The sequence below is a fragment of the Bradyrhizobium sp. USDA 4502 genome (assembly GCF_054063355.1).
Window position 1 is genome coordinate 1184625 of the sequence record NZ_JBSSGF010000001.1, and the last position, 26777, is coordinate 1211401.

21 protein-coding genes are annotated in these 26777 nt (G+C 65.1%); 14 read left to right on the forward strand and 7 right to left on the reverse strand.

The genetic code is table 11. The features are described from left to right. Positions 1 to 286 precede the first annotated feature (286 nt). The 5 genes from ACVW1B_RS05310 to ACVW1B_RS05330 all read left to right on the forward strand — a co-directional run bounded on the left by ACVW1B_RS05310 (position 287) and on the right by ACVW1B_RS05330 (position 8163). Positions 287 to 2050 carry an ABC transporter ATP-binding protein gene (locus ACVW1B_RS05310; protein ID WP_076827043.1) on the forward strand — a complete coding sequence of 588 codons (1764 nt, stop codon included), beginning with the start codon at positions 287 to 289 and terminating at the stop codon, positions 2048 to 2050. Positions 2051 to 2134: 84 nt separating this feature from the next. Continuing rightward, a complete protein-coding gene (locus ACVW1B_RS05315; protein ID WP_092082668.1) occupies positions 2135 to 4336 on the forward strand; it encodes an amylo-alpha-1,6-glucosidase in 2202 nt (733 codons plus the stop codon). Positions 4337 to 4384: 48 nt separating this feature from the next. Beyond that, on the forward strand, positions 4385 to 4957 hold the full coding sequence (locus ACVW1B_RS05320; protein WP_456821297.1) for a PRC-barrel domain-containing protein: 573 nt from the start codon (positions 4385 to 4387) through the stop codon (positions 4955 to 4957). Between the two features lie 88 nt (positions 4958 to 5045). Next, positions 5046 to 6284, forward strand: coding sequence for an MFS transporter (locus ACVW1B_RS05325; protein ID WP_456821298.1), 1239 nt, complete (start codon positions 5046 to 5048; stop codon positions 6282 to 6284). Positions 6285 to 6546: 262 nt separating this feature from the next. Further along, positions 6547 to 8163 (forward strand): L,D-transpeptidase family protein, encoded by a 1617-nt coding sequence (locus ACVW1B_RS05330; protein WP_456781280.1) that lies wholly within the window; start codon positions 6547 to 6549, stop codon positions 8161 to 8163. A 111-nt stretch (positions 8164 to 8274) separates the two neighbouring features. On the opposite strand, the gene ACVW1B_RS05335 is transcribed toward ACVW1B_RS05330, so the two are convergent. Together ACVW1B_RS05335 and glgA are read right to left on the reverse strand one after the other, a co-directional pair. Further along, positions 8275 to 9333: a class I SAM-dependent methyltransferase gene (locus ACVW1B_RS05335; protein WP_057017529.1), complete on the reverse strand. Its 1059-nt coding sequence runs from the start codon at positions 9331 to 9333 to the stop codon at positions 8275 to 8277. Between the two features lie 180 nt (positions 9334 to 9513). Then, entirely contained in the window at positions 9514 to 10941 is a 1428-nt protein-coding gene (gene glgA, locus ACVW1B_RS05340; RefSeq protein WP_057017576.1) for a glycogen synthase GlgA, read from the reverse strand. A gap of 153 nt (positions 10942 to 11094) precedes the next feature. Here glgA and ACVW1B_RS05345 point away from each other — a divergent pair, with 153 nt between their 5' ends. The 8 genes from ACVW1B_RS05345 to ACVW1B_RS05380 all read left to right on the forward strand — a co-directional run bounded on the left by ACVW1B_RS05345 (position 11095) and on the right by ACVW1B_RS05380 (position 20100). Beyond that, the gene (locus ACVW1B_RS05345; protein ID WP_456781278.1) at positions 11095 to 12327 is read left to right on the forward strand and encodes a CaiB/BaiF CoA transferase family protein; all 1233 of its coding nucleotides are present in this window, start codon (positions 11095 to 11097) and stop codon (positions 12325 to 12327) included. A gap of 117 nt (positions 12328 to 12444) precedes the next feature. Then, a complete protein-coding gene (locus tag ACVW1B_RS05350; protein WP_456781277.1) occupies positions 12445 to 13986 on the forward strand; it encodes an ABC transporter substrate-binding protein in 1542 nt (513 codons plus the stop codon). Positions 13987 to 13992: 6 nt separating this feature from the next. Then, complete coding sequence (locus tag ACVW1B_RS05355) at positions 13993 to 14943, forward strand: ABC transporter permease (protein ID WP_456781276.1); 951 nt, start codon at positions 13993 to 13995, stop codon at positions 14941 to 14943. Beyond that, positions 14930 to 15802, forward strand: a complete 873-nt coding sequence (locus tag ACVW1B_RS05360; protein ID WP_456821299.1) for an ABC transporter permease — start codon at positions 14930 to 14932, stop codon at positions 15800 to 15802. Before ACVW1B_RS05355 ends, ACVW1B_RS05360 begins: the two co-directional genes overlap by 14 nt. Further along, the gene (locus ACVW1B_RS05365) at positions 15799 to 16785 is read left to right on the forward strand and encodes an ABC transporter ATP-binding protein (protein ID WP_057017524.1); all 987 of its coding nucleotides are present in this window, start codon (positions 15799 to 15801) and stop codon (positions 16783 to 16785) included. Before ACVW1B_RS05360 ends, ACVW1B_RS05365 begins: the two co-directional genes overlap by 4 nt. Continuing rightward, positions 16782 to 17750: an ABC transporter ATP-binding protein gene (locus tag ACVW1B_RS05370; protein ID WP_057017523.1), complete on the forward strand. Its 969-nt coding sequence runs from the start codon at positions 16782 to 16784 to the stop codon at positions 17748 to 17750. The genes ACVW1B_RS05365 and ACVW1B_RS05370 overlap by 4 nt, the downstream gene beginning before the upstream one ends. A gap of 84 nt (positions 17751 to 17834) precedes the next feature. Then, positions 17835 to 18905, forward strand: coding sequence for an alcohol dehydrogenase (locus ACVW1B_RS05375; RefSeq protein ID WP_028334327.1), 1071 nt, complete (start codon positions 17835 to 17837; stop codon positions 18903 to 18905). Positions 18906 to 19017: 112 nt separating this feature from the next. Next, on the forward strand, positions 19018 to 20100 hold the full coding sequence (locus ACVW1B_RS05380; RefSeq protein ID WP_456781275.1) for an isocitrate/isopropylmalate dehydrogenase family protein: 1083 nt from the start codon (positions 19018 to 19020) through the stop codon (positions 20098 to 20100). A 39-nt stretch (positions 20101 to 20139) separates the two neighbouring features. On the opposite strand, the gene ACVW1B_RS05385 is transcribed toward ACVW1B_RS05380, so the two are convergent. Next, positions 20140 to 20457, reverse strand: a complete 318-nt coding sequence (locus tag ACVW1B_RS05385) for a hypothetical protein (RefSeq protein WP_076827027.1) — start codon at positions 20455 to 20457, stop codon at positions 20140 to 20142. 511 nt (positions 20458 to 20968) lie between these two features. Beyond that, entirely contained in the window at positions 20969 to 21364 is a 396-nt protein-coding gene (locus ACVW1B_RS05390; RefSeq protein WP_016844123.1) for a helix-turn-helix domain-containing protein, read from the reverse strand. A gap of 564 nt (positions 21365 to 21928) precedes the next feature. Here ACVW1B_RS05390 and ACVW1B_RS05395 point away from each other — a divergent pair. Next, the gene (locus tag ACVW1B_RS05395) at positions 21929 to 22243 is read left to right on the forward strand and encodes a hypothetical protein (protein ID WP_456821300.1); all 315 of its coding nucleotides are present in this window, start codon (positions 21929 to 21931) and stop codon (positions 22241 to 22243) included. A 51-nt stretch (positions 22244 to 22294) separates the two neighbouring features. Here ACVW1B_RS05395 and ACVW1B_RS05400 read toward each other — a convergent pair whose 3' ends face one another. From ACVW1B_RS05400 to ACVW1B_RS05410, 3 genes are all read right to left on the reverse strand, one after another. Next, positions 22295 to 23614, reverse strand: a complete 1320-nt coding sequence (locus ACVW1B_RS05400) for a dicarboxylate/amino acid:cation symporter (RefSeq protein ID WP_225163551.1) — start codon at positions 23612 to 23614, stop codon at positions 22295 to 22297. An 87-nt stretch (positions 23615 to 23701) separates the two neighbouring features. Next, positions 23702 to 25159, reverse strand: a complete 1458-nt coding sequence (locus ACVW1B_RS05405; RefSeq protein WP_456781947.1) for a sensor histidine kinase — start codon at positions 25157 to 25159, stop codon at positions 23702 to 23704. A 236-nt stretch (positions 25160 to 25395) separates the two neighbouring features. Continuing rightward, a complete protein-coding gene (locus ACVW1B_RS05410; protein WP_456821301.1) occupies positions 25396 to 26670 on the reverse strand; it encodes a serine hydrolase domain-containing protein in 1275 nt (424 codons plus the stop codon). Between the last annotated feature and the right edge of the window lie 107 nt (positions 26671 to 26777).

Sequence of the window (26777 nt, forward strand, 5' to 3'; positions counted from 1 at the left end):
ATGAACTACCCTCAGCCCTCAGATGGCACCGACATGCCAAAGACGGGAACGTTCTCGCACGTGCGAGGTTCCTTAGATGTGGGAGATCTGCCGCTTCTTTCTTCGATCACACTGTGGTCTTGCTGATGCCATCACGCTCCAACACGGTTTTGCCTATGCCAGCGTTGCAAAATTGTTGCGCAGTGATGGCTGCATCAAGGAATCCCACCGCCGCCCTTCACGTCATCGTGCGCGAGAGCTTCGACTAGAATTTTCTCGTTCACCTTCAACAGCTTTGCAGGACGTCATGGACCATCTGTCAGGATACGCGCATCGTCCGTTTCCCTTTGTGTTGCGCTATCTGCGCCGGCGTCTGCCGTCGCATGTTGTGATTTTGTCAGCCGTTGTTGCGGCGGTTGCCTGCTCGGTAGGCACGCAATACGGCGTGAAGAATCTGGTCGATGCGCTGTCGGCAGGGCCGTCGGCCGCGAACGGCGTATGGCTGGCATTCGCTCTGCTCATGTCACTGATTGCAGCCGACAACTTCCTGTGGCGGATCGCGAGCTGGACCGCGAGCTACACCTTTGTCAGCGTCACCGGCGATCTTCGCCGCGACATGTTCCGCCATCTCACCGGCCACGCGCCGAGCTATTTCACGGACCGGCTGCCGGGCATGCTGACCAGCCGGATCACGGCGACCTCGAACGCGGTGTTCACCGTCGAGAATATGTTCGTATGGAACGTGTTGCCGCCCTGCATCGCGACCTTCGCGGCGATCGCCCTGGTTGGAACAGTCAGCGTGACAATGTCAGCAGTGCTGATCTTGATCGCGGGAACCATGGTGGTGGCCATGTTCCGCATCGCCGCCGCCGGCCGGCCGCTGCATGACGATTTCGCCAACAGGGCTGCTGCCGTGGACGGCGAAATGGTCGACGTCATCAACAACCTGCCGCTGGTACGCGCGTTCTGCGGCCTCGGCTATGAGCACGAACGCTTCGATGCGACCGTCAATCGGGAACTCGTCGCGCGTGGCCGTTCCCTGCGCTACCTCGAGAAGCTTCGTCTCATTCACGCCGGCGTGACCGTCATCCTGACGATCGCGATGCTGGCCTGGGCGCTCAGTCTCTGGCAGCAGGGCGCGGCGACCACCGGCGACGTGGTGCTGGTCTGCACGCTCGGCATCTCGATCCTCAGCGCCACCCGCGATCTCGCGGTCGCGCTGGTCGACGTCACCCAGCATGTCGCGCGCCTGACCGAGGCGCTGGCGACGCTGTTGCAGCCGCACGAGCTGAAGGACCATCCGGAGGCCGAGGCGCTGGTGAAGAGCGGCGCCGCGATCGCCTTCAACAATGTCTCGTTCCGCTATCCCGGCGGCCTGCAGGTGTTCGAGCGCTTCAGCCTGCGCATCCAGCCCGGCCAGCGGGTCGGCCTGGTCGGCCACTCCGGTGGCGGCAAGTCAACACTGTTTACCCTTCTGCAGCGCTTCTACGACGTTGAGCAGGGCAACATCACCGTCGACGGCCAGGACATCTCGCGCGTCACCCAGCAGAGCCTGCGCGCGGCAATCTCGGTGGTGCCGCAGGATATCTCGCTGTTCCACCGTTCGATCCTGGAGAACATCCGCTACGGCCGGCCGGACGCCACCGACGACGAGGTGCTGCGGGCGGCGATCGCGGCGCGCTGCGACTTCATCGAAACTTTGCCCGAGGGCATGAACACCATCGTCGGCGATCGCGGCGTCAAGGTCTCCGGCGGCCAGCGCCAGCGCATCGCGATCGCGCGCGCCTTCCTGAAGGATGCGCCGATCCTGCTGCTCGACGAGGCCACCGCGGCGCTCGATGCCGACTCCGAGGAGGCGATCCGCGAGGCGTTGTCGCGGCTGATGCGCGGGCGTACCGTGGTCGCGATCGCGCACCGCCTCGCGACGTTGCGCAGCTTCGACCGCGTGCTTGTGCTGCAGGGCGGCCGGATCGTCGAGGACGGTCCGCCCGATATCCTCGTGAAGGGAAGGGGCCCCTACCGCGACCTGGTCGCGCGCGAGATGGGCCGCCTTTCCACCAGCGCGGCCTGACCCCGCGTCGTCAAGTGCGTTTGTGCGTTCCGGTGCGTTCGTTCGAACCAGGATACGGGCCAAGCAAAGTCGCCAGAGGTTCAGATGGCAGCTGACGTCGTTACGCAGATCATCACCGCTCGCATCACGGAGCACGTCGCCGAATCGCCGTTCTACATTCCGATGACCGGGCCCGCGGCGCGGCCGCGGCGCTCGCTCAAGCATGACGACACCTTCATCGTGCTCGACAGCCATGGCGACATCGGCGCCTCGGCCGGCGGGCCGGACGGCCTGTTCAACGCCGACACCCGCTACCTGGCGCGGCTGGAAATGGTGCTGGAGGACGTGCAGCCGCTCCTGCTCGGCTCCAACATGCGCGACGACAATTCGGCGCTGACGGTCGACCTTACCAATTCCGACGTCTATCGCGACGACCGCCTCACGCTGCCGAAGGACACGCTGCACATCGTGCGCTCGATCTTCCTGTGGCGCGGCACGGCCTATCAGCGCATCGGCCTGCAGAATCACGGCGACCATGCCGCGAGCTTCGATCTCACGCTGCTGTTCGACAACGACTTTGCCGATCTGTTCGAGGTGCGCGGCGAGCGCCGGCCGCGGCGGGGCATCGGTTCGAGCAAGCTGCTCGGCCCGACCGACGTGGTGCTGGAATATTGCGGCCTCGACGAGCAGACGCGGATCACCGCGCTGCATTTCGATCCGCGGCCGACGCGGCTGTCGGTCAACGCGGCGACCTATCATTTCGATCTCGAGCCCGGGCAGGTCACGTCGCTGTTCGTCGCGGTCTCCTGCAACAAGCCGATCATGCAGAAGCCGGTGCCGTTCTTCCGCGGGCTGCTGGCGCACCGCCGCGAGATGCGGACCTCGTCGGCCGGCGCAGCCAGCATCGAAACCTCGAACAACATCTTCAACGAGGTGCTGTGCCAGGCGATGGCCGACCTCAACATGCTGATGACGGAGACGCCGCAGGGCCGTTACCCCTATGCCGGCATTCCCTGGTATTCGACGACGTTCGGCCGAGACGGACTGATCACCGCGTTGCAGATGCTGTGGGTCGATCCGCGGATCGCCAAGGGCGTGCTGAAGCGGCTCGCGCTGTTCCAGGCCAAGGCGGTCGATCCGCTGGCCGATGCCGCGCCTGGCAAGATCCTGCACGAGATGCGCGGTGGCGAGATGGCCGCGCTTCGTGAGGTGCCGTTCGCGCATTATTACGGCAGCGTCGATTCGACTCCGCTGTTCGTGCTGCTCGCCGGGCTCTATCTGGAGCGCACCGGCGATTTGGACACGCTGCGCGAGCTGTGGCCCGCGGTCGAGGCCGGCTTGCAATGGATCGACGGCCCGGGCGATCCCGATCGTGACGGCTTCGTCGAATATCAGCGCGCCACCGAGGAGGGGCTGCGCAATCAAGGCTGGAAGGATTCGTTCGACGCCATCTTCCACGCCGACGGAACGCTTGCCGAGGGCAATATCGCGCTGGCGGAAGTGCAGGGCTACGTGTTTGCCGGCAAGCAGCTTGCCGCGCGCGCGGCGCGCAAGCTCGGCTTTGCCGACAAGGCTGCGAAGCTGGAAGCCGAGGCCGAGCGGCTGCGCGAGCGGTTCGAGGAAGCATTTTGGTGCGAGGAGCTCGGCACCTATGCGGTCGCGCTCGACGGCGCCAAGCAGCCGTGCAAGGTGCGCACCTCGAATGCCGGCCAGACATTGTTTTCCGGCATGGTGCGGGAAGACCGCGCGCGACGGGTCGCCGCCGACCTGATGAGCCAGAAGTTCTTTTCGGGCTGGGGCATCCGCACCGTCGCCGCGGGCGAAGTGCGCTACAACCCGATGTCCTATCACGACGGCTCGATCTGGCCGCATGACAATGCGCTGATCGCGCTCGGATTTGCCCGCTACGGCCTCAAGCATTCGGTCGCGCATCTGTTCAAGGGCCTGTTCGACGCCGCGAGCTATATGGAACTGCGGCGGCTGCCGGAATTGTTCTGCGGCTTCCGCCGCGAGCGCCGGCGCGGCCCGGTGCTCTATCCCGTGGCCTGTGCACCGCAGGCTTGGGCGAGCGCGACGCCGTTCACGCTGCTGGAGGCTGCGCTCGGCCTCGAGTTCGACACCGCGCGCGGCGAGATTCGCTTGCGCGATCCGCGGCTGCCGGAGTTCCTCAACGACGTGGTGCTGCGCGACCTCAGGCTCGGCGCTTCCAGTGTCGATCTGAGGCTGCGCCGCCATGACGACGAGGTGTCGCTCGAAGTGTTGCGAACGCGCGGCCAGATCCAGGTGTCTATCGTGCTGACGCATTGAGCGTCGTCGCGCGGCATGCGTGCGCCGGGAAATCGCGGGGAGAGTAACATGCGTCCGAGGATGATGATGCTGGTCGCAGCGGCGCTGCTGGCATGCGCGGGTGTCCGGGCCGCCGACGACGAAGCGCCGGCGCCTGCACCATCGCCGCCGGCCGTGCAGGCGCCGCCAGCAACGCCAGCAACTCCTGCGCCGCCGGCAGCCCAGGCGCCGCCAGCAGCCTCTGCGACGCCGAAGGAGCCCTCAAAGGAATCGTCCAAGGAACCGTCGCCGCCGCCGTCGGTGACCGTGATCGGTGCTCGCGATGCGCACGGCATTCTCGGGCGCGACGTTCGCAGTTCCGCCAATGAGAACATGGGCCGTATCGTCGACGTCATTGTCGACCGCGACGGCAAGGTCCGCGCCGCAGTGATCGATTTCGGCGGCTTCCTCGGCGTCGGCAGCCGCAAGATCGTGGTCGATTGGAACGCGCTGCGTTTCGCCGGTGTTTCCAGCAAGAGCGACAGCATCACGCTGGACCTCAACAAGCAGCAGGTGAGCGCTGCGCCGGAGTACAAGGAAGATACGCCGCTGATCGTGCTGGGGGCGGCGGGAAGCCTGCATCCATGGGATTACGAACATTAGGGGGGTAGAGCTGGTCGCGCGTCCGAACTCTTCTTTAGAGACGGTTGGCGACGATCGTGGCGAGCGATCAGCCGGCAGCACCAACGTTGTGTCAATTGTCCCCGATCAGCCCACTCCGGAGGAACCGCGCGGGCCGTCGCGGGAAAGCCAGCGCGGCCTCGACTGGTTCATCTTCTTCCTGGCCGACGTGCAGACCGGCTTCGGCCCGTTCGTCGCGGTCTATCTGACGACGCAGAAATGGACCCAGGTCGAGATCGGCTTCGTGCTCTCGATCGGCGGCATCATCGGCCTCTTGGGCCAGATGCCCGGCGGAGCGATCGTCGATGCGGCGCGCTCGGAGCGGGTCGTTGCGGGCTGCGCGGTGGCCGCGATCGGCGCCAGCGCGCTGGCCTATGCGCTCTGGCCGATCTTTCCCGTGGTGACGCTCGCCGCGACGCTGCACGCGCTAGCAAGCTGCGTGCTCGGTCCAGCGATCGCCGCGATCAGCCTTGGTCTGGTCGGGCCGCTTGCGATCGGCGAGCGACTCGGCCGCAATGCGCGCTTCGCCTCGCTCGGCAGCGGCTCGGCCGCGGCACTGATGGGCGCCTGCGGTTATCTGCTGTCGAGCCGCTCGGTGTTCCTCGTCACCTTCATCCTGGCGATCCCGACGCTGTTGTCGCTGGCCCGGATCCGCGAGCGCGAGATCGACATCGCGCAGGCCCATGGCGAGGTGAAACGGGAAGTCCCCGACAAGCGCGCCACCAGCGTGTTCGCGCTGGTGCGGCAGCGGCCGCTCCTGATCTTTGCCGGCGCGATGATGCTGTTCCAACTCGCCAATGCCGCGATGCTGCCCTTGATGGCGGGCGTGGTGACGACACGGTCGAGCCAATGGGCGCCGGTCCTGATCGCGGCCTGCATCATTGTGCCGCAGGCGATCGTCGCTTTGTCCTCGCCCTCGGTCGGCCGCATAGCCCAGATCCGGGGCCGGCGGCCGCTGCTCCTGATCGCATTCGTCGCGCTGGCGGTCCGCGGCCTTTTGTTTGCAACCGTGCGTGATCCCTATCTGCTGGTCATCGTGCAGATTTTCGACGGCATCACCGCGGCGATCTTCAGCGTGATGGTGCCGCTGATCGTGGCCGACATCGCCTTCGGCAGCGGCCATTTCAATCTCGCGCAGGGCATTGTCGGCACCGCGGTCGGCATTGGCGCGTCGCTCAGCACGGTGCTGGCTGGCTATGTCAGCGACAAGCTCGGCAGCAGCACGGCCTTCATGGGGCTGGCCGGGATCGCCGCATTCGGGCTGTTCGTGGTCTGGCTGGTGATGCCGGAAACGCGGCGGACGGCATGATGGCAGGGCGCAACCGCGGCACAATTGGGCCGCCGACCAGACCCGGGATGCGGCTACCGGCCGGTTTTGCTGCGCGGCACCCTTTCTCCTGCATGTGCCGTCATATATGAGTGAATACATAAGTGATTTGCTGCTGGAACGAGTCCGATGGTCCCCAGGAGCGAGTTCGCGCGTTGGACCGTGGCGGCGATTAATCAATCCAAAATCGCGGTCTGGTACGGGATTGACGGAGCGCGGGCAGGCATTTCGACCGAGGAGCGGCATGGTACATCGAACGACGACGGCGCAAACCACCGGAGCGATGCGGCGTTGGGGCCAACCCGCCTTTGTGACTTTCGCAGCGATGGTCACACTTGCGTCACTGACCGGCGGCGTCGCGGCGAAAGAGCAGCGTCCCGCGGCAGCCGTCGAGGCGACCGCGCCGCGCACCGCTGGCGAGCCGATCATGGCGATCGTGTCGATCAAGGCCCAGAAGGTGACGCTCTACGACGCCGAGGGCTGGATCTACCGGGCGCCGGTGTCGAGCGGTGTCAAGGGACGCGAGACGCCGGCCGGCGTCTTTGCGCTGATCGAGAAGGACAAGGACCACCACTCGACCCTCTATGACGATGCCTGGATGCCCAACATGCAGCGCATCACCTGGAACGGCATCGCGCTGCATGGCGGACCGCTGCCGGGATATGCGGCCTCCCACGGCTGCGTGCGGATGCCCTACGATTTTGCCGAGAAGCTGTTCGACAAGACCAGGATCGGCATGCGGGTGATCATCGCGCCGAACGATCCGGCCCCGGTCGATTTCACCCATCCGGCGCTGTTCGTGCCGAACGCGCAAGCCATTGCGGCGGCGCCAGCGCGCGCCGAGAAGCTCGGCCGCGAGGCCGCGGATGCCGCCAAGGCGGCCGACGAGGCGAAGAAGGTTTCGATAGCCGCGACCAAGGAGGCCGCACTGTTCACGCCTGCGTCGCTGCGCAAATTGCAGCAGATCAAGACCCGTGCCGACGCTGCGGTTGCGTTGGCCGACAAGACGCTCGCTGCGGCCAAGACCGACCAGGCCAAGGCGCGCGCCGAGGATCTGAAGCAGAAGGCGGTGGCCAAGGCCGCCGAAGCGACCACGCAGTTCGAGGCCGCCCAGGGCGACGCCAAGCCGAAGCTCGACGCCGCAGCCGCCGCCAAGGACGCCGCCAAGGCGGCCGAGACCAAGAAGGCGGATACCCAGAAGGCGGCGACCGAGGCGAAGCTCGCGCTGGAGCCGGTGTCCGTCTACATCAGCCGCGCGACGCAGAAGCTTTACGTTCGGCGCAACACCCACAAGCCATGGGCTGATGGCGGCGAGGTGTTCGACTCGAGCATCGAGGTTCCCGTAACCATCCGCGATCCGGACAAACCGATCGGCACGCACATCTACACGGCGATGGCGCGCAACGACGCCGGCGGCCTGCGCTGGACCGAGGTGTCGATCGACGATGGCGACAACGCCAGGAATGCGCTCGATCGTGTCACCATCCCGCAGGATGTGCTGGATCGCATCGCGACGACCGCCGTTGCGCGCTCTTCGATCATCATCTCGGACGAGCCATTGAGCGCCGAGACCAACTATCGCACCGAGTTCGTCGCGGTTCTGAGCAACCAGCCCCAGGGCGGTTTCATCACACGCAAGCCGACCCGGCCCATGATGACCGACGACATGGTTGCGAGCAGGGACGACGACGGTTTCGGCTTCTTCTCTCAGCGCAGCTGGAATCCCCAATCGGGCACCCAATACGGCACCCCGTATGGCAGTCCCCAATACAGCAATCCCCAGATTTACGGCAATCCGCAAGCGGCCAATCCGCGCCGGCGCGGCGGCCAGTACTTCTGGCAATCGCAACAGGACTGGTAACGGAGCGTCGAGGACGCAGGCCGCAACGAGCGGCCGCGGCGTCAGATCGGCATTGCAGCGTTGGGCGGCGGCGTGATGCCGCCGCCCAATCGCATTGTGCGGTTGCCCATCTTACGGGCGAGCTTCCAGGATCAGGTTGAACGGCGTCTCCGCGGCGCGGCGGAACCGCGAGAAGCCGCCTTGGCGCGCCACCTCGCGCAGTCTTGCCTCTCCGGCCTGCGCGCCGAGCGCGAGCCCGACCTCCTGGTCCAGCGACGCCGGCGTGCAGATCATCGTCGAGGCGGCGTAGTAGACGCGCCCGATCGGATTGAGGTTGTCCTCGAGCCGGTCGTTGGCGAACGGCTCGATCAGCATGCAGGTGCCGTCGTCGGCGAGGGTGGAGCGGGTATGCTTGAGGGCGCCGACCGGATCGCCCATGTCGTGCAGGCAGTCGAAGAAGCACACGAGGTCATAGCCCTTGGCCGGGAATGTCTTGGCGGAATGCGTTTCGAAATGAACGCGGTCCGACAATCCCGCCTCCCGCGCGGACTTCCGCGCCGCCTCGATCGAGCCCTCGTGATAATCAAAGCCGTAGAAGGTTGATTTTGGAAACGCCTCCGCCATCAATCGCGTCGAGACGCCGTGCCCGCAGCCGACGTCGGCGACGACGGCGCCTTTCTTCAGCTTGTCGACGACGCCCTCGAGCGCCGGCAGCCATTCCTGCACCAGATAGTGCTTGTAGCTGGTGCGGAAGAAGCGGGCGGTGCCGCAGAACAGGCACTCGCTGCGCCTGTTCCAGCCGACGCCTTTGCCGGTCTTGAAGGCGTCGGTAATTTTTGGCTCGTCGAGAAAGGTCGCGCCGACCAGGCTTCCGACGGCGCCGAGGAAGACCGGGCTGTCCTCGTCGGCCAGCGCGAGCGCCTGCTCGGGCAGCATCGAGAATTTTCCGGATGCCTTGTCGTACTCGATGTAGCCGGAGGCCGCCTGCGCCGACAGCCACTCCTGGATGTAGCGCTCGGCCGTTCCCGTTGCCTTGGCCAGGGCCGCGGCATTCATCGGCCCGCCCTGCGCGAGGGCCCTGTACAGCCCGAGCTTGTCGCCCAGCAGCATCAACGAGGCATTCATCGCCGCGCCGACATCGCCGATCATCTTTCCCATGAATGAATTGAGGCGCTCTTCGTTGACGTCCATGATGTTCCTCCATCGCAATCGCGTTTGGCCAAAAGTCATCATTCGCAATTTCACGCATGCGTCGTCGTCCAGCCGTGTGGCGACGTGATTGCCTGAAAGGTTCGGTGCAATGACCCGATTGTTACCGGGCCGGTGGGATCCCACAACCGCCGGGCTTCACAAGCCCGCGAGGCGAGCCGCCTACGCCATCACGCGCGGCATGATCAGCCTTTTGTACAGCGCACCATAGCAGGCGGCCGACAGGTCCCAGCTGTAGGACTTGGCCATCGCGCTGGAGCGCATGGCGTTGAGCCGGTCCTTGGCGCGGTAGGCGTCGAAGGCGCGCCTGACGCCGCCGAGGAAGGATTCCGCCGACGGCTGCGCGAACAGGAAGCCGGTCTCGCCGTCGGCGATGGTTTCCGCAAGCCCGCCGGTCTGGTGGCCGATCGGCAGCGAGCCGAAGCGCTGCGCATACATCTGGCTGAGGCCGCAGGGCTCGAAGCGCGACGGCATCAGGGTGAAATCGCTGCCGGCGAAGATTCGGCGCGCCTGCCCATCGTTGAAGCCGATGATCACGCCGATCGCATCGGGCCGGCGGCGATGCGCGGCCACCAGCGCATCCTCGATGGCCGGCTCGCCGCTGCCGGTGACGACGATCTGTCCGCCGTCCCTGACGATCTCGTCGGCGGCGGATAGCACGAGGTCGACGCCCTTCTGATGCACGAGGCGTGCGACGAGGCCAAAGATCGGCCCGCGCGAGACCGCAAGCCCGAACTGGCGGCGGACATAGTCGGCGTTGGCCTGCTTGCCCTTCCAGTCGCCGGAGCCGAACGGCTGTGCGAGCTGCGCGCAATGGCGCGGATCCCAACTCTCGTCGATGCCGTTCAGGATGCCGGTCAGCTGGTCGGCGTCGGAGCGCACGCGGAGCAGGCCTTCCAGACCGCAGCCGAGCTCCGCGGTTGTGATCTCCCTGGCGTAGGTCGCGCTGACCGTAGTCAGATGCGAGGCGTAGACGAGGCCGCCCTTGAGGAAGGAGAGCTTGTCGTAGAACTCCAGCCCGTCGATGTGGAATGAGCTTTCCGGTGCGCCGATCCGCCGCAGCGAGTCCTTCGGAAACAGGCCCTGATAGGCGAGATTGTGGATGGTGAGGATCGACGGAATCCGCGCGTTGCGCCAGGCGAGGTAGGCCGGTGTGAGCGCCGCCTGCCAATCGTTGGCGTGTACGAGGTCCGCTGCCCAATTCTTGTCCAGCATCCCGGCTGCAAGTTCGGCAGCGGCGGAGGCAAAGCGGCCGAAGCGGATGTCGTTGTCGGGCCAGTCGCGGCCGGACTCATCGCCATAGGGATTGCCCGGCCTCTCGTAGAGTTGCGGGCACAGCAGCACATAGACCGGAAGTCCGTCCCTGGTCGACGCAAGCCCGAGCGTGCAGGCCGGCATCTCGGCGAGCGCTCGGCATTGCCCAACGATTTCAATATGCGTGAACTGTTCGACCACATCCCGGTAGCCGGGAAGCATGATCCTGACGTCGCTCCACGGGCGGAGCGCCCGTGGAAGGGCGGCGGAAACGGCGGCGAGCCCGCCCACGCGGACGAAATCGTCCATCTCCGTCGTGACGAATAAGACCTTCAACAAGCGCCCTCGTTCCAGCCCGTGACATGGCTATGCAAGATCGGGTCCAATCTGCCTTTGAGTAAAATGCAAGACGGCCCGCGCTCCCGGTCTGGACGAGACGCTTTCCTGCCACGGCGGCTCACTTTAGGGTCACGCGACGCCGAACAACCAATGACGAAGGTGGAGGAAGCCTTGCCGACGACCATAGCCGCTGACGATGAGGGGAATTTGACACGGAGCTTCGACGGCCTTCGCGTGCTCGATTTTTCGACCACGATCGCCGGACCTCATTGCACGCGGATGCTCGCCGACATGGGCGCGGAGGTGATCAAGATCGAGCCCGCCGAGGGCGAGACGATGCGGACGCGGCCGCCGGTGCGCAACAATTGCTCGACGGCGTTCGGCCAGCTCAATATCGGCAAGAACAGCCTCGTGCTCGACCTGAAGTCGCCGGCCGGCGTCGAAGTCGTGCGCCGGCTGATCGCCACCGCCGACGTGCTGGTGGAGAATTTCCGTCCCGGCGTGATGCGGCGGCTGAAGCTCGACTATGCCTCTATCCGCGACATCAATCCAAAACTGATCTTTTGCTCGATCTCCGGCTACGGTCAGACCGGCCCGTCGGCGGAATTGCCGGCCTATGCGCCGGTGATCCATGCCGCCTCGGGCTACGAGATGGCGCATCTCGCCTACCAACCGGGCCGCAGCCGGCCGGATTATTGCGGCATCTACCACGCCGATGTGCTGACCGGCGTTTACGCCTTCGGTGCGATCTCGGCGGCGCTCTACCAGCGCGCCGCCAGCGGCAAGGGCCAGCACATCGACGTCTCGATGCTGGAATCGATGCTGAGCCTGACCCTGAACGAGTTGCAATGGTCGCAATTCGAGGTGAAGCAAACCCAGCGCCCGATGTTCGGCCCGATCGAGACCACCGACGGCTACGTGATGGTGGCGATCGCCAGCGAGAAGACGTTCCAGAACCTGATGCAGGTGATCGGTCGTCCCGATTGGGTGTCCGATCCGCGCTTCGCCAAATATTCCGATCGGCGGGAGAACTGGGCGGGCCTGATGGAGGGCGTGGAGGCGTGGTCGAGCTCGGTCAGCACGCAGGCCTGCCTTGCCGCACTCAATGAATATGGCGTGCCGTCATCGGCCTATCGCACCGTGCGCGAGGCGCTCGCCGATCCGCAAATCGCCCATCGCGGCGCGCTGGCCGAGGTTGCGGACGGCGGCGGCAGCTTCAAGGTGCTCAATCTGCCGTTCCGCATGTCCGGCGCTGCGGTCGGTGCGCGCAAGCGGATGTCGACGCTCGGCGAGCACACGCTGTCCTATCTGAAGGAGATCGGGCTCTCCGAGGATCAGATCGCAGGCTTCGCGGCGCAACCGGCAAAGACGGCGCGTCATTAAGCCTGCGGCTTTTCATCCGCATTACGGTCTTGTCGCGCGCGGCGATTCCGGACAATCTGCCGCCCAACAGACGACGATCCGGAACACCGGACGTCGCCCACCTGGGAGGGAGCATTGATGAAGCTGGTCGGGCGCGCGCACGCCGTTGCGCGCATATTTCTTGTGGCGGGATTCAGTGCCGCGGCATTCGCTGCATCGGCCAATGCGCAGAAGCTGGGCGGCACGCTCAACGTTGGCCAGGAACTCGACATTCCCGGCTTCGACCCGCTCAAGGTCGGCGTCTACGACACCTCAGCCAATACCGCGGCGGCCGCAATCTTCGACACGCTGACCACACTCGACGACAAGGGCGAGGTGAAGCCGAAGCTCGCGCTGTCATGGGAGCATTCGGAAGACTTCAAGACCTGGACCATCAAGCTGCGGCCAGGCGTCAAATTCCATGACGGCACGCCATTCAACGCGAAGGCTGTGAAGGAGAATTTCGACCGCCAGAAGGATCCCGCCAACAAATGCCGTTGCGCCTTCTACATCACGAACATCATCAGCGTGAACCCGGTCGACGACCTGACGGTGGTCTATAATTTCAGCGACCCGGCCGTGAACTTCCCGGCGACGCAGACCATTCAAAGCTCCAACAACGTCATGCAGTCGCCGACCGCATGGAAGACCAAGGGCGACGACTACAACCGCAACCCGGTCGGCACCGGTCCCTACATCCTGAAGTCCTGGACCGCCGGCGACCGCATGGTGCTCGAGAAGAACCCGGACTACTGGAACAAGGGCAAGCCGTATCTCGACCGCATCGTCCTGAAGCCCTTGCCGGATGCACAGTCGCGCTTTGCCTCGCTGCAATCGGGCGAGGCCGACATCATCTGGGACGACGAAGCCGATGCCGACAACATCATCAGGGCGCGCAAGGACACGAGCCTGACCGTGCATACCTATGAAGGCTCGGGGGCTGCAGTCGCTGCCTTCAACACCAAGGTCCCGCCGTTCGACGACGTGCGCGTGCGTCAGGCGCTGGTGATGGCGCTCGACCGCACGAAGATGTCGCAGGCGATTACCAATGGCCTGGCGCGACCGGCCAGCAATCCCTACGGCGACGGGTCCTGGGTGAAGTGCAAGGATGACGGCGCGCTGCCCTACGATGTCGAAAAGGCCAAGGCGTTGATCAAGGATTACGGCAAGCCGGTCGAATTCAAGATGCTGGTCACGGCGACGCCGCGCGGCCGCACCGGCGGCCAGGTGCTGCAGCAATTCTGGAAGCGCATCGGCGCCAACATGGAGATCGAGCAGGTCGATCAGGCAACCATTCCGCCGCGCGCCTTCATGCGCCAGTTCCAGCTCACGCCGTGGCGCATCGTCGATCTCGCCGATCCCGATCCGCAGATGTACGCCAATTTCCACACCGGCAGCCCGGTGGCGCTCGCGAACTACTCCAATCCAGAGCTGGACCGGTTGCTGGAGCATGCGCGGACCACGGCCGACGTCGCCCAGCGCACCGAGGACTATTGCGCGATCAGCCGCCTGATCAACAAGGAAGCAATCTGGTTCTGGACTTTCCAGAACACCTACTACGCAATCTCGAGCGCGAAGGTGAAGGGCGTGCCGAAGATGTTCAACGGGGTGCTCGACGTCTCCGACGCCTGGAAGGAATAGCCTTTCATGCTGTTCTTCGTCGCGCGCAGGCTCCTGTACCTGGTACCGGTGCTGATCGCGGTCTCGGTCCTGACTTTCGTGATCGCCTCGCTGTTGCCCGGCGATCTGGCCTATGTGATCCTCGGCGACCAGGCGACGCCGGAGAACGTCGCGGCCCTGCGTCACGACATGGGGCTCGATCAGCCGATCTGGCTGCGCTACCTCGGCTGGCTGTGGCACATCCTGCAGGGTGATTTCGGACGATCCTTCCGCACCGGGCAGACGGTGCTGCAGGCTGTCAGCGACCGCGTCCCGGTCTCGTTCGAGCTGATGATCCTGGCCGAGCTGATCGGGCTCGTGATCGGCGTGCCGCTGGCGATCGCCTGCGCGGCCAAGGCCGGCAGCGCGTTCGACCGCTTCATGACTGGCTCGGCCTTCGGCATGCTGTCGGTGCCGACCTTCCTGTCCGCGATCCTGCTGATCTATCTGTTTGCGGTCGAGCTGCGCCTGCTGCCGGCGACCGGCTACGTGCCGTTCACCGAGGACCCGGTCGCCAATCTGCGCTTCATGGTGCTGCCGGCGTTGACGCTCGGGCTTGCGGAATGGCCGGGCATCATGCGCGTGCTGCGCTCCGACATGATCGCGGCGCTGCAGGAGGACTACATCGCGCTCGCCAAGGCGAAGGGCCTCAAGCCGTCGCGCATCCTGTTCGTGCACGCACTGAAGCCGTCGTCGCTGACGCTCGTCACCATCACCGGCATCAATATCGGCCGCCTGATCGGTGGCGCCGTCATCGTCGAGTCGATCTTCGCCTTGCCGGGGATCGGCCGCCTCCTGGTCGGCGCGATCTATACCCGCGATCTGATCATCCTGCAGGGCGTGGTGCTGCTGGTTGCCGCGGGCTTCGTGATCATGAATTTCATCGTCGACATGCTCTACGCCCTTCTCGATCCGAGGATTCGCCATGGCCACGCTTGAGCTCAGCCTCGAGGAAGAGGCCGGTGCGACGCCGGCTCGGCGCCGCCGCGGGCTCGGCATGCTGTTCTGGATCGCGATCGGCTGGATGGCGCTGGTGTTCACGGTCGCGATCTTTGCCGACCTGCTGCCGCTGCCGAGCCCGACCGACATGGACATGCTGGAGCGGCGGGCGCCGATCTCCGCCGAGCATTGGCTCGGCACCGACGGTCTCGGCCGTGACGAGCTGTCGCGGTTGATCTATGGCGCGCGCATCTCGCTGATCGTCGGCCTCTGCGCACCGATGATCGGTGTCACCATCGGCGGCGCGCTCGGCATGCTCGCGGGCTATTTCCGCGGCCGTTTCGAATCCTTCGTGGTCGGCAGCATGGACGTGCTGCTGGCGTTCCCGCCGCTGATCCTGGCGCTTGCGGTCACCGCCTATCTCGGCCAGTCGATCTTCAATCTGACCTGCATCATCGGCGTGCTCGGCATTCCAGCCTTCATGCGGGTGGCGCGGGCGGCGACCTTGTCGCTGGCGCGGCGCGAATTCGTCATCGCGGCGCAGGCGCTCGGCGCCACGCATGCGCGCATCCTGCTGCGCGAGCTGCTGCCCAATGTGATGCTGCCGCTGCTCGCCTTCTTTCTGCTCGGCGTCGCCGTCACCATCGTGGTCGAGGGCTCGCTGTCGTTCCTCGGCCTCGGCGTGCCGCCGCCGATCTCGAGCTGGGGCAGCATGATCGGGGAGGGGCGTGAGAGCCTCGAGGTGGCGCCGCGGCTCGCCTTCATTCCGGCGATCGCGATGTTCCTGACCGTGCTCTCGTTCAACCTGATCGGCGATACGATGCGTGCGCTGACCGATCCCAGGCAGGGGGCGCTATGAGCCGGACGCTGCTCTCGGTCGAGAATGCGGTGGTCGACCTGCCGACGCCGCGCGGCAATCTGCGGGCGGTGGATCATGTCGATCTCGCCGTCGGCGCCGGCAGGACGCTCGGCATCGTCGGCGAGTCCGGGTGCGGCAAGACCATGCTGTCGCGCGCGATCCTGCAGCTGTTGCCCAAGAAGGCGAAACTGTCCGGCCGCGTGATGTTCGACGGGCAGGACCTGACGAAACTCCCGGCCGAGAAATTGCGCAAGCTGCGCGGCCGCTCGCTGGCGGTCGTGTTCCAGGACCCGATGACCTCGCTCAATCCGGTGCTGACCATCGGCACCCAGCTGATCGAGACCATTGTGGAACATCTCGAGCTCGATCTTGCCGAGGCCCGGCAGCGCAGCATCGAACTGTTGGCGGCGGTCGGCATTCCCGCGCCCGAGCAGCGCCTCGCGCAATATCCGCACCAGCTCTCCGGTGGCATGCGCCAGCGCGTCGCGATTGCGGTGGCACTGTCCTGCGAGCCACAGCTCCTGATCGCGGACGAGCCGACCACCGCGCTCGACGTCACGATCCAGGCGCAGATCCTCGATCTCTTGGCGCGCGAGCAGCAGCGCCGTCACATGGCGATGATCATCATCACGCATGACCTCGGCGTGGTCGCCGGCCGCACCGACGAGGTCGCGGTGATGTATGCCGGACGCGTCGTCGAACGCGCGCCGACGCCTGCCTTGTTCAAGCAGATGCGGATGCCCTACACCGAGGCGCTGCTCGCCGCGCTGCCGAAGCTCGACGTCGCGCCGCATACGCCGCTGCCGGCGATTTCGGGGCGGCCGCCCGATCCGACCCGGCCGCTCAAGGGCTGCTCGTTCTCGCCGCGCTGCCGCTATTCCGCGGAGCGCTGCGGCGCGGAGAAGCCGCAGCTCAGCCGGGCCGAAACGCCGGAGCATCTCTACGCCTGCTTCCATCCGATCACCGCGGGGGTCCGCGCATGATGCTGCAGGCAGCACCCGATCCGCTGATGAAGGTGGAAAACCTCGTCGTCGAATATTCGGTGGGAGGCAAGACCATCCATGCCGTCTCCGATGTCAGTCTCGAGATCGCGCGCGGCGAGACGCTGGGGCTGGTCGGCGAATCCGGCTGCGGCAAGTCCACCCTTGGCCGCGCGGTGCTGCAATTGCGCCAGGCCGTCTCCGGCAAGGTGCTGTTCGATGGGCACGATCTCACCACGCTGAAGGGCGAGCCGCTGCGCAAGATGCGCCGGCGCGTGCAGCTGATCTTCCAGGACCCGATTGCCTCGCTCAATCCGCGGCGGCGGATCGGCGACATCGTCGCCGAGCCGCTGGTGATCGCGGGCGTCAAGGATCCCGAGGAACGCCGGCGGCGCGTCAGTGACGTGCTGTCGGCGGTCGGCCTCGATCCGGCGCTGGTGAGCGGACGCCTGCCGCATGAATTCTCCGGCGGACAATGCCAGCGCATCTGCATCGCCCGCTCGCTGGTGCTCAATCCGGAATTCGTGATCTGCGACGAGCCGGTGTCCGCGCTCGATGTCTCGATCCGCGCCCAGATCCTCAATCTGCTGGAGGAGATGAAGGCGCGCTACGGCCTGACCCTGCTGTTCATCGCCCATGACCTTGCCGTGGTGAAGGCGGTCTCGGATCGCGTCGCGGTGATGTATCTCGGCCGGCTCTGCGAGGTCGGCCCGTCGGAGCAGTTGTTTGCACGGCCGGCGCATCCCTATACCGCGCTGCTGATCGAGGCGATCCCGGTGCCGGATCCGGATGTCCGTCCGACCCAAAGCGTGCCGGTCGGCGAGCCGCCGTCGCCGATTGCGCCGCCCTCCGGCTGCCGCTTCCGCACCCGTTGCCCGCGGGCCGACGCGCGCTGCGCCAGCGAAGTGCCGGAACTGCGCGTGGTTGCGCCCGGCCAGTTCGCGGCTTGCCATCATCCCCTGATCTAAATATCCGGAGGCCGACACCGCGTTTGTCCCGGACGGGCAGGCGTGGCAAGGTCCGCCGCAAGAACAAGCTACGGGAGAACAGCGATGAAGAGTTTCCAGGTCGTCGATTTCAACGCCCCCTTGAAGGAGGTCGATCAGCCGACGCCACAGCCGTCGGGCACGCAGGTGCTGATCAAGGTCAAGGCCGCCGGCGTCTGCCACAGCGACCTGCATATCTGGGAGGGCGGCTATGATCTCGGCCACGGCCGCAAGCCGCTGTCGCTGAAGGATCGCGGCGTCTCGCTGCCGCGCACAATGGGCCATGAGACGGTCGGCGAGATCGTGGCCTTCGGGCCCGACGTCAAGGACGCCGACAAGGGCGGCCTCAAGGTCGGCGATGTCGCGCTGGCCTATCCCTGGCTCGGCTGCGGCAAGTGCCCGACCTGCCTCGGCGGCGACGAGAACATGTGCGCAATCAAGCCGAATGCGCTCGGTGTCTATTGCGACGGCGGCTACGCCGACCACATGACGGTGCCGCATCCGAAGTATCTGCTCAACCTCAAGGGGCTCGATCCCGTCACGGCCGCGCCCTATGCCTGCTCCGGTGTCACGACCTACAGCGCGCTGAAGAAGGTCGAGAAGGATCTCGACACACCGATCGTGATCTTCGGCGCCGGCGGTCTCGGGCTGATGGCGCTCTCGCTGTTGAAGGCGATGGGCGGCAAGGGCGCGATCGTGGTCGATATCGACGCCAGGAAGCGCGAGGCGGCCGAAGCCGCAGGCGCGCTCGCGACCGTCGACGGCAAGGCGCCCGACGCGCTGGAACAGCTTGTCAAGAAGGCCGGCCAGCCGATCCGTGCCGCGATCGATCTGGTCGGCAACGCCCAGACCTCGCAGCTCGGCTTCGACTGCCTGACCAAGGGCGGCAAGCTCGTGATCGTCGGCCTGTTCGGCGGCGGCGCGCCCTGGGCGCTGCCGCTGATCCCGATCAAGGCGGTCACCATCCAGGGCAGCTATGTCGGCAATCTGCGCGAGACCCAAGAGCTGCTCGACCTGGTGCGGACCAAGAAGATTCCGGCGATCCCGGTCACGCCGATGCCGCTGGCAAAGGCGAACGAGGCGCTGACCAATCTGCAGAAGGGCCAGCTGGTCGGCCGCGCGGTGCTGACGCCGTAGATCAACTCACCGTCATTCCGGGATGGTGCGCAGCACCAGACCCGGAATCTCGAGATTCCGGGTTCGATGCTTCGCATCGCCCCGGAATGACTGTTGAGCTCCGGAGATTCTCATGTCCGCCAACAACGCACTTCACATCGCCGTCCTCGGTGGCGACGGCATCGGCCCCGAAGTGATGGCGCCGGCACTCGACGTGCTGCGCAAGATCGAGGCGTCGGCCGGTCTCAAATTCCGCTTCACCGAGGCGCCGGCCGGCGCGGGCCATTACAAGGAAACCGGCAAGTCGATGCCGGAGAGCACGATCCGGCTGTGCGAGGAGGCCGATGCGATCCTGCTCGGCGCCTGCGGCCTGCCGTCGGTGCGCTATCCCGACAACACCGAGATCGCGCCGCAGATCGAGTTGCGCATGATCTTCGATCTCTATGCCGGCGTGCGGCCCGCGCGGTTGATCCCCGGCGTATCGAGCACGATCGTCGGCGCCGACCAGCGGGGTATCGACCTCGTCGTGATCAGGGAATCGACCGAGGGCCTGTTCGCCTCGATGGGCAAGGGCGTCGTCACCGACAGCGAGGCGCGCGAGACGATGGTGATCACGCGCCACACCTCCGAGCGGCTGTTCGAGTTCTCGTTCCGGCTCGCCGAACGCCGCAAGGCGCGCGGCAAGGTCAATGGCGGGCTGACCTGCGTCGACAAGGCGAACGTGTTCAAGGCGTTCGCATTCTTCCGGAACATCTTCGATGAGACTGCGAAGCGTCATCCCGACGTCAGGGCCGACCACCTCTACATCGATGCGGCCGCGGCTGCGCTGGTGAAGCGTCCGTGGGACTTCGACGTCATGGTGACCGAGAACATGTTCGGCGACATCCTGTCCGATCTCACCGCCGGTCTGATCGGCGGCATGGGCATGGCGCCGTCAGCCGACATCGGCGACCGCTACGCGGTGTTTCAGCCGTGTCATGGCACGGCGCCCGACATCATGGGGCAGGGCATGGCCAATCCGACCGCGATGATCCTGTCGGCCGCGATGATGCTGGACTGGCTCGCCGACAAGCATGGACTCGAAAGCGCCGCCGAGGCCGGCGAGCGGATCGAGCGCGCGGTCGACAAGGTCTACGCCGACGGCATCAAGCCGTTTGAGTTCGGCGGCAGCAACGGCACGACCGATGTCGCGAAGGCGGTATTGGCAGCGCTCTAGCGCGGAAGGGTGAGGGGGCCGAAGCCCCCTCGCTGATGATTAGCGATGGTGTCCGCCGTGATGGCCACCATGATGTCCGCCGTGATGAGGGCGGTGCCCGTAATGATGCGGGCGATGGTGGAATTGCGGACGATGATGCCATCCGTGATGGCGCGGTCCGTAGTAGCCGTATGCGCCCGGTCGCCAATAGCAGCGGCCCCAGCGATCGCAGACCTGGCGCACCTTGTCGACATTGGACGTTTCGCCCGCGATGTGACCGGCTTGCGGAAGCCCGTTGGGCATCGCGGATGCCGCGCCGGACATCAACGCTGCGCTTCCAAGCGCGGCGAGTCCAATAACGGCAAGCTTGATATTCATCGAGATCTCCTTGGTTGAAGCCTGAGAACGTCCATGCGGGCCACTTCGTTGCTGCGACAAAAAAGACAGGCTCGTGCACTTGGTTCTGGCGACGCCGGTTCAACTGAGGAAATGCGGGAGTTATGAGGTCGCCTGATGCGCGGGCGACAATTGGCCGCGCGACAGAATAGCGACGCATTGCGCGCGCATGCGCTCCGCGAGATGAGCAGTCGAAGCGCGAGCTGGAAAAGCGCGGCGCGCATGCGCGAAGATCATGCTCACGTGGAGCGGCGAGATCATGACGCGATGCTCGTCGCCGCTTCATGACCGCGCATCCGGCGGGGACTGAAGCTATCCGCCTGGATCACAAAATCTTGAAAGACAGCCGCGCCTCAAGAAAAAGCGCCGCCATCGGCGATGGCAGCGCTTCGACGTCTTCCTGGCCCGACCGGCGTGTGCAGCCGCAGCGGCCGGTGACCGGCCGTTGCGGTGTGGTGGGATCGCGTTCGCGGTGACGCGACCCGATCCGCGCTCAGTCTTCGTTGGCGGCGATCGATTCCATCAGCGACACCAGCTGACGTTGCACCGTCTGATCCTTGATCTTGCTGTAGGCGCGCAGCAACCGGAGGCTGAACGCGCTGTCGAGGAACAGCAGGCTCTCGACTTCGCGGGCCTTATTGTCGCCGTCGTAGAAGAAGGTGACCGGCACATCCAGCGCGGTCGCGATCTGTTGAAGGCGGGCAGCGCCGACACGGTTGACGCCCTTCTCGTATTTTTGAACCTGCTGGAAGCTGACACCAAGCTTGTCGCCGAGTTCGGCCTGCGAGATCTTTTGCTCGACACGGCGCAGGCGAATCCGCTTGCCCAACTCAATGTCCGGCTTGCCGGCACTGCGCTGCTTCATCTTCTTTGCTGCTGATCTGTTCATTCTTGTGACCCGTCCTTCAAATCGAGAATCCCTGGCCCGGCTGGGTCAGGGACACGTTCATGATGTACCGCGTTAAGCTCGAGTGGATCGCCAGTTCGTCTGAACTACGAAATCCAGGAAGATCGCGGGATGGTATCCAAACGCAAACGCGCAAGGAAACACCCTAGTACCGACTCGGTCGACTACCTGAAGTCGACCGCGCCAAGGTGTCTGTCGACACCCCGCCCTCTACATTTGGCAAAATATTGACCAAACCACAACTAGCGCGAGTTTGATCGACACAGATTTTGCGCACATGCATAATAGGCGTCAATGCACAGCGCCCGTAGTTCTACGGGCCACTATATTGTACGGGCGTCGTTGCACGGATGCAACCCCAGCTAGTGCAGCCTGAGGTCGAGAAGGGGCCGGCGGGTGCTTGACTGAATCATCCGATTTGCAAGAGTTTGACGTAAGTCCAAGTCAGGCTTTCGGAATGTTGCTGGACAATTGCCCAAAAGTTCTCAATCATCTGGAACAAATGTGTGCCTACGACAAGCCGGCGAACTCTGGCGGGAGGGGCCAATGAAGCGAAAGAGGGGAACGCCTCGACTCTACCTCGCGGCTTCGGGAGTTGAAGATATGCCGGTCGCAAACACGGAAGAACGGTTGCTGGCGCTGCTTGCAACGCTGGAGGAATGTCAGGCGTTCCTGACCGACCGGGCGAACACGGAGACGGCACGGCTGTTGTCCCTCGCCATCCTCGAGCTTCGGATGGAGCTCCACAAGGTCACGGATTCCGAGCTGAAGGCCCTCTGTGACATGATCGCTTCGGATGAGCCCATGCTGGAACAATCGACGGCCCGGCAACTGCCGCCGTATTTGAGGCTGATCAAGTAAGTCAGCGCCCCGCGCCACGCGCGGGACGCCGCTCGGCTTGGGACGCGCGGCTCAGCCCGCAGTCACGTCAACCGCCTCGGCGCCTTCGAGCACGCGACGGGCCTTGTCGCGGTCGAGGTCACCTTCCCATGCCGCGACCACGACGGTGGCGACGCAGTTGCCGATCAAATTGCCGACTGCGCGCGCCATGCCGATGAACCAGTCGACCGAGAGCACCAGCACGAGGCCAATCGCCGGGATGCTCGGCACGGCGTTGAGCGTCGCCGCCAGGATGACGATCGCCGAGCCGGGCACGCCATGCGCACCCTTCGAGGTGATCAGCGACACGCCGAGCACCAGCATCAGGTCGCCGAACGACAGCGGCGTGTTGGTCGCCTGCGCGATGAACACGACCGCGAGCGTCAGGTAGATCGAGAAGGCATCGAGGTTGAAGGAATAGCCGGTCGGGATCACGAGGCCGACCACCGAATCCTTGACGCCGAAACGCTCCAGCTTGCGCATCACCTGCGGCAGCACCGCGTCGGACGATGCCGTGGCGACCACGATCATCAGCTCCTCGCGCAGGTAGCCGAGGAACTTGAGAATGTTGATGCCGGCGAGCGCCATCACGGCGCCGAGCACGCCGAGCACGAAGATCGCGACCGACACGTAGAACAGCGCGACCAGCGATAGCAGCTGCTTCAGCGAACCGACGCCGTATTTGCCGACCGTATAGGCGACGGCGCCGAGCACGCCGATCGGAGCGAAGCGCACGATCAGGCCCATGGCGCGGAACAGCACGGTCGAGACCGCGTCGATGAAGGAGGAGATCTTCTCGCCCTTCTCGCCGCCGACCAGTGCCAGGCTGACGCCGAAGATGATGGCGAAGAACAAGACCTGCAGCACGTCGTTGCGCGACAGCGCGTCGAACGAGGTGGTCGGGATGATGTTGAGCAGGAAGCTGCCGATGCCTTCGCCCTTCAGCTTCTGCGCGTTGCTGGCATAGTTGCCGAGCGCCTTGGCATCCAACGTCGCGGTGTCGATGTTCATGCCGTGGCCGGGGCCGAACAGATAGGCGAGCAGCAGGCCGACCACGAGCGCAACCGTCGTCATCGCCTCGAAATAGACCAGCGCCTTGACGCCGACCCGGCCGACCTTCTTGAGGTCGCCGGCACCCGCAATGCCGTGCACGACGACGCAGAACACGATCGGCGCCACGATCATCGAGATCAGCTTCAGGAAGGCATCGCTGAATATCTTCAACCCGATCGCGAAATCGGGCGCGGCCATGCCGATGACGATGCCGAGCAGCAGCGCGACAAGCACCTGCACGAACAGTGATGTGTAAAGCGGCTTGCGCGCAACTGTCGCTTCCGCTGCGATGGTCGACATGACTTCTCCCTGTTTCTGGCCGGCCGAACCCGCCAATCATAGCAACTTGCGTGCCAAGATGTCGCAGGATCGGGCACTCCTGCCGGGTCAGCCGTCGATTTCGAGGGTGCTGGTCACGGTGTAGACGACGCCGTGGGGCAGGAAATCCACGGTGGCCTCGCCGCCGAGCTGGTCGCGGGCACTGCGCTCGATCAGCCGTGAGCCGAAGCCGCGCTGGACCGGCGCGGTGACCGGTGGGCCGCCGGTTTCGGTCCAGATCATCCGCAGCTTCGGTCCGGAGCTCTCGTTGAGGATTTCCCAGTCCAGCGTCACCGTGCCGGTGTCGTTGGACAGTGCGCCATATTTGGCGGCGTTGGTCGCCATCTCGTGCAGGATCATCGACAGCACCAAAGCAAGCCGGGGCGACAGCGGCACGCGGGGGCCGAACATCCTGACCCGCGCGGACGTGTTCAAGAGGTAGGGCCGCAGCACGCGGCTGACGACGTCCTGGAAGTCGGAGCCCTGCCATTTGTCGGTGGAGAGCAGATTGTGCGCCTCGGCCAGCGCGCCGAGCCGCCCCTCGAACTTGTCGCGCTCGGTGCGGCTTGCACTGCGGAAGGTCTGCGTGGCGATCGATTGCAGGATCGCCAGTGTGTTCTTGACGCGGTGGTTGAGCTCTTCGATCAGCAGGTCGTGCAGCATCTCGCCGCGCGCGATCGTGGTTGCCATCCGCACCGCAAAGCCGAGCCCGACCAGCAGCAGGACGCCGCCGATCACGCTGGTGATCGCCAGCGAGCGCCACAGCGGCGCCACCAGCGAGTTCTCCGCGATCCCCGCGGCGACGGTCCAGCCGGTGACGCGCGACCGGGTGAAACCGGTGATCAGCGCCACGCCCTCCAGCGAGACGGTCGGCAGCGTCGCCTCGCCGCGGCGGAACATCTCGGCAAACAACGATGGCGAGGCGCGCTGCCCGATGGTCGCCTGCGGATTTGGCACCCGCGCGAGGTTGACGCCGTCGCTATCGAAGATCGAGATGGTCCAGTCCTGGCTGAGGCGCTGCTTCTCGATGATGGCCTGGAACACCTCGATCGGCGGGCTGAAGGAGATGTCGTAGAGCACCTCGCCGTCGCGCATCACCGGTACCTCGACGGTGATGATCAGCCGCTGCTTCACCGCGCCGAAGAACAGGTTGGAGTATTGCGGCTGCCGCGTCGCGAACACCTTCTCGAGGATCTCGAGATTGTTGCGCGGCGGCAGGCTCGCGGTGTCCGGCGTCAGCGAGGAGAACACCTGGCGTCCGGCGCGGTCCGCCACCAGCACCACGCCGTCCTTGCCGTACTGGTCGATGAAGCCGACCGCGACGCGGCGGAAGTTGTCGAAGTCGCTGTTGCGCAGCGAGTTGGTCAGGGCCAGCACCTGCAGCCCGCCGGTCATGCGCTGCATTTCCGCATCGAGCAGCAGGCGGATGCTGCGCGCCGTCTCCAGTACGCGCTGCGTGGCGGCCTGGCGATCCCGCTGATAATTGTGGAAGGCGATCCCGACCGCGAAAATGATCAGCGGCAACATCGTTCCCGCGACCAGAAGCGCGAGACGGACTGGCAATGTCAGTTTCGGCACGAAGTCCCCGGGTCGGTGCCCATTCGCTGCGAGCTTAGGGGAGGCGGGAAAAATTCGCCAAAGGAAACAGTTTTATATCAGAAAGGTTCCGCGGCGCTTTGAGCATGATCCCTCGCGGCAAACGCGGAACGCGTTCGCGCGGAGATCATGCTCAAACGAGGTGTGCGCCGCGGAATGACGTCATGTCAGAGATTGCTCTCGGTGATCGCGGCGTAGACCATGGTGCGCAGCTCGCGCCGCAGCGGATAGGCGCTCGACGGCAGCACCTGGGTCATGAAAATCGTGATCAGCTCCTCGGCCGGGTCGATGAAGAACGACGTCGTCGCGGCGCCGCCCCAGTTGAATTCGCCCGGGCTGCCGGCGATCAGCGTCTGCGACGGGTGCATGGTGACGGCGAAGCCGAGGCCGAAGCCGATGCCGTTATAGGCGGCTTCGGCGAACATCGAGCGTGACATCGCCGGCAGGTCGACCCCGCCGGGCAGATGGTTCGAGGTCATCAGCTTCAACGTCTTCGGGCCGAGCAGCCTGACGCCGCCGAGCTCGCCGCCATTGAGCAGCGCCCGGCAGAAGGTCAGGTAGTCGGCCGCGGTCGAGCACAGTCCGCCGCCGCCCGAGATCAGCGAAGGCGGCGCCAGGAACGAGCTGGTGGTCGGATCGTCCTGCAGCGTCAGTGTGCCCTTGCGCTCGGCGGCGAGCGGGTTGAAGCCGCCCTGCGGATCGGCGGAATAGCAGGCGGCAAACCGATGCGCCTTGTCGGCGGGTACGAAGAAATCCGTGTCGTTCATGCCGAGCGGCTTGAAGATGCGCTCCTTCAGGAATTGCTCGAACGGTTGGCCGGAGATCTTGCCGACGAGATAGCCGAGCACGTCGGTCGAGACCGAGTAGTTCCAGGCTTCGCCCGGCGAGAACTCCAGCGGGATCTTCGCCAGGTCCTCAATCATGCCGTCGAGCGTGCCGGCCTTGATGACCTCGCCGATCTTGTTCTCGCGATAGGCCGCGTCGACATTGGAGCGCTGCTGGAAGCCGTAAGTGAGGCCCGAGGTGTGGCGCAAGAGGTCGACGATCTGCATCGGCCGCGTCGGTGGGCGGGTCAGGAAGGCGGGCGCGGTGCCGGCGACGAATACGCCGAGGTTCTTCCATTCCGGAATATATTTCGCGACCGGCTCGTCGAGCGCGACCTTGCCTTCCTCGACCAGCATCATGAAGGCGACCGATGTGATCGGCTTGGTCATCGAATAGATGCGGAAGATGGTGTCGTCCTTGACCGGCACCTTGCGCTCGAGATCGGCAAAGCCCTGGACCGTGGAATGCACGATCTTGCCGCGGCGATAGATCAGGACCTGCGTGCCAGGAAAACGGCCGGCATCGATGTAGCGGCTCTTCAGATGCGCTTCGAGGCGGTTGAGGGCAGTGGTCGACATTCCCGCGGATTCGGGCGAGGCAGGCGTGGGGGCTAGCATCAGGCGTTTCTCCGGCTTGCAAGGCAGCCTTGATAGCCGAAAAGTGTCTGCTGCACCAATCCGCTGCCGCTTACCGGCATTGAGCTGGTGGTGTACCGTCGCCCCTG

Coding starts and splice junctions, on each gene's coding strand:
- ACVW1B_RS05310 (WP_076827043.1), top strand. CDS start 287: ATGGACCATCTGTCAGGATACGCGCATCGTCCGTTTCCCTTTGTGTTG.
- ACVW1B_RS05315 (WP_092082668.1), top strand. CDS start 2,135: ATGGCAGCTGACGTCGTTACGCAGATCATCACCGCTCGCATCACGGAG.
- ACVW1B_RS05320 (WP_456821297.1), top strand. CDS start 4,385: ATGCGTCCGAGGATGATGATGCTGGTCGCAGCGGCGCTGCTGGCATGC.
- ACVW1B_RS05330 (WP_456781280.1), top strand. CDS start 6,547: ATGGTACATCGAACGACGACGGCGCAAACCACCGGAGCGATGCGGCGT.
- ACVW1B_RS05335 (WP_057017529.1), bottom strand. CDS start 9,333: ATGGACGTCAACGAAGAGCGCCTCAATTCATTCATGGGAAAGATGATC.
- ACVW1B_RS05345 (WP_456781278.1), top strand. CDS start 11,095: ATGACGAAGGTGGAGGAAGCCTTGCCGACGACCATAGCCGCTGACGAT.
- ACVW1B_RS05350 (WP_456781277.1), top strand. CDS start 12,445: ATGAAGCTGGTCGGGCGCGCGCACGCCGTTGCGCGCATATTTCTTGTG.
- ACVW1B_RS05355 (WP_456781276.1), top strand. CDS start 13,993: ATGCTGTTCTTCGTCGCGCGCAGGCTCCTGTACCTGGTACCGGTGCTG.
- ACVW1B_RS05360 (WP_456821299.1), top strand. CDS start 14,930: ATGGCCACGCTTGAGCTCAGCCTCGAGGAAGAGGCCGGTGCGACGCCG.
- ACVW1B_RS05365 (WP_057017524.1), top strand. CDS start 15,799: ATGAGCCGGACGCTGCTCTCGGTCGAGAATGCGGTGGTCGACCTGCCG.
- ACVW1B_RS05370 (WP_057017523.1), top strand. CDS start 16,782: ATGATGCTGCAGGCAGCACCCGATCCGCTGATGAAGGTGGAAAACCTC.
- ACVW1B_RS05375 (WP_028334327.1), top strand. CDS start 17,835: ATGAAGAGTTTCCAGGTCGTCGATTTCAACGCCCCCTTGAAGGAGGTC.
- ACVW1B_RS05380 (WP_456781275.1), top strand. CDS start 19,018: ATGTCCGCCAACAACGCACTTCACATCGCCGTCCTCGGTGGCGACGGC.
- ACVW1B_RS05385 (WP_076827027.1), bottom strand. CDS start 20,457: ATGAATATCAAGCTTGCCGTTATTGGACTCGCCGCGCTTGGAAGCGCA.
- ACVW1B_RS05390 (WP_016844123.1), bottom strand. CDS start 21,364: ATGAACAGATCAGCAGCAAAGAAGATGAAGCAGCGCAGTGCCGGCAAG.
- ACVW1B_RS05395 (WP_456821300.1), top strand. CDS start 21,929: ATGAAGCGAAAGAGGGGAACGCCTCGACTCTACCTCGCGGCTTCGGGA.
- ACVW1B_RS05400 (WP_225163551.1), bottom strand. CDS start 23,614: ATGTCGACCATCGCAGCGGAAGCGACAGTTGCGCGCAAGCCGCTTTAC.
- ACVW1B_RS05405 (WP_456781947.1), bottom strand. CDS start 25,159: ATGTTGCCGCTGATCATTTTCGCGGTCGGGATCGCCTTCCACAATTAT.
- ACVW1B_RS05410 (WP_456821301.1), bottom strand. CDS start 26,670: ATGCTAGCCCCCACGCCTGCCTCGCCCGAATCCGCGGGAATGTCGACC.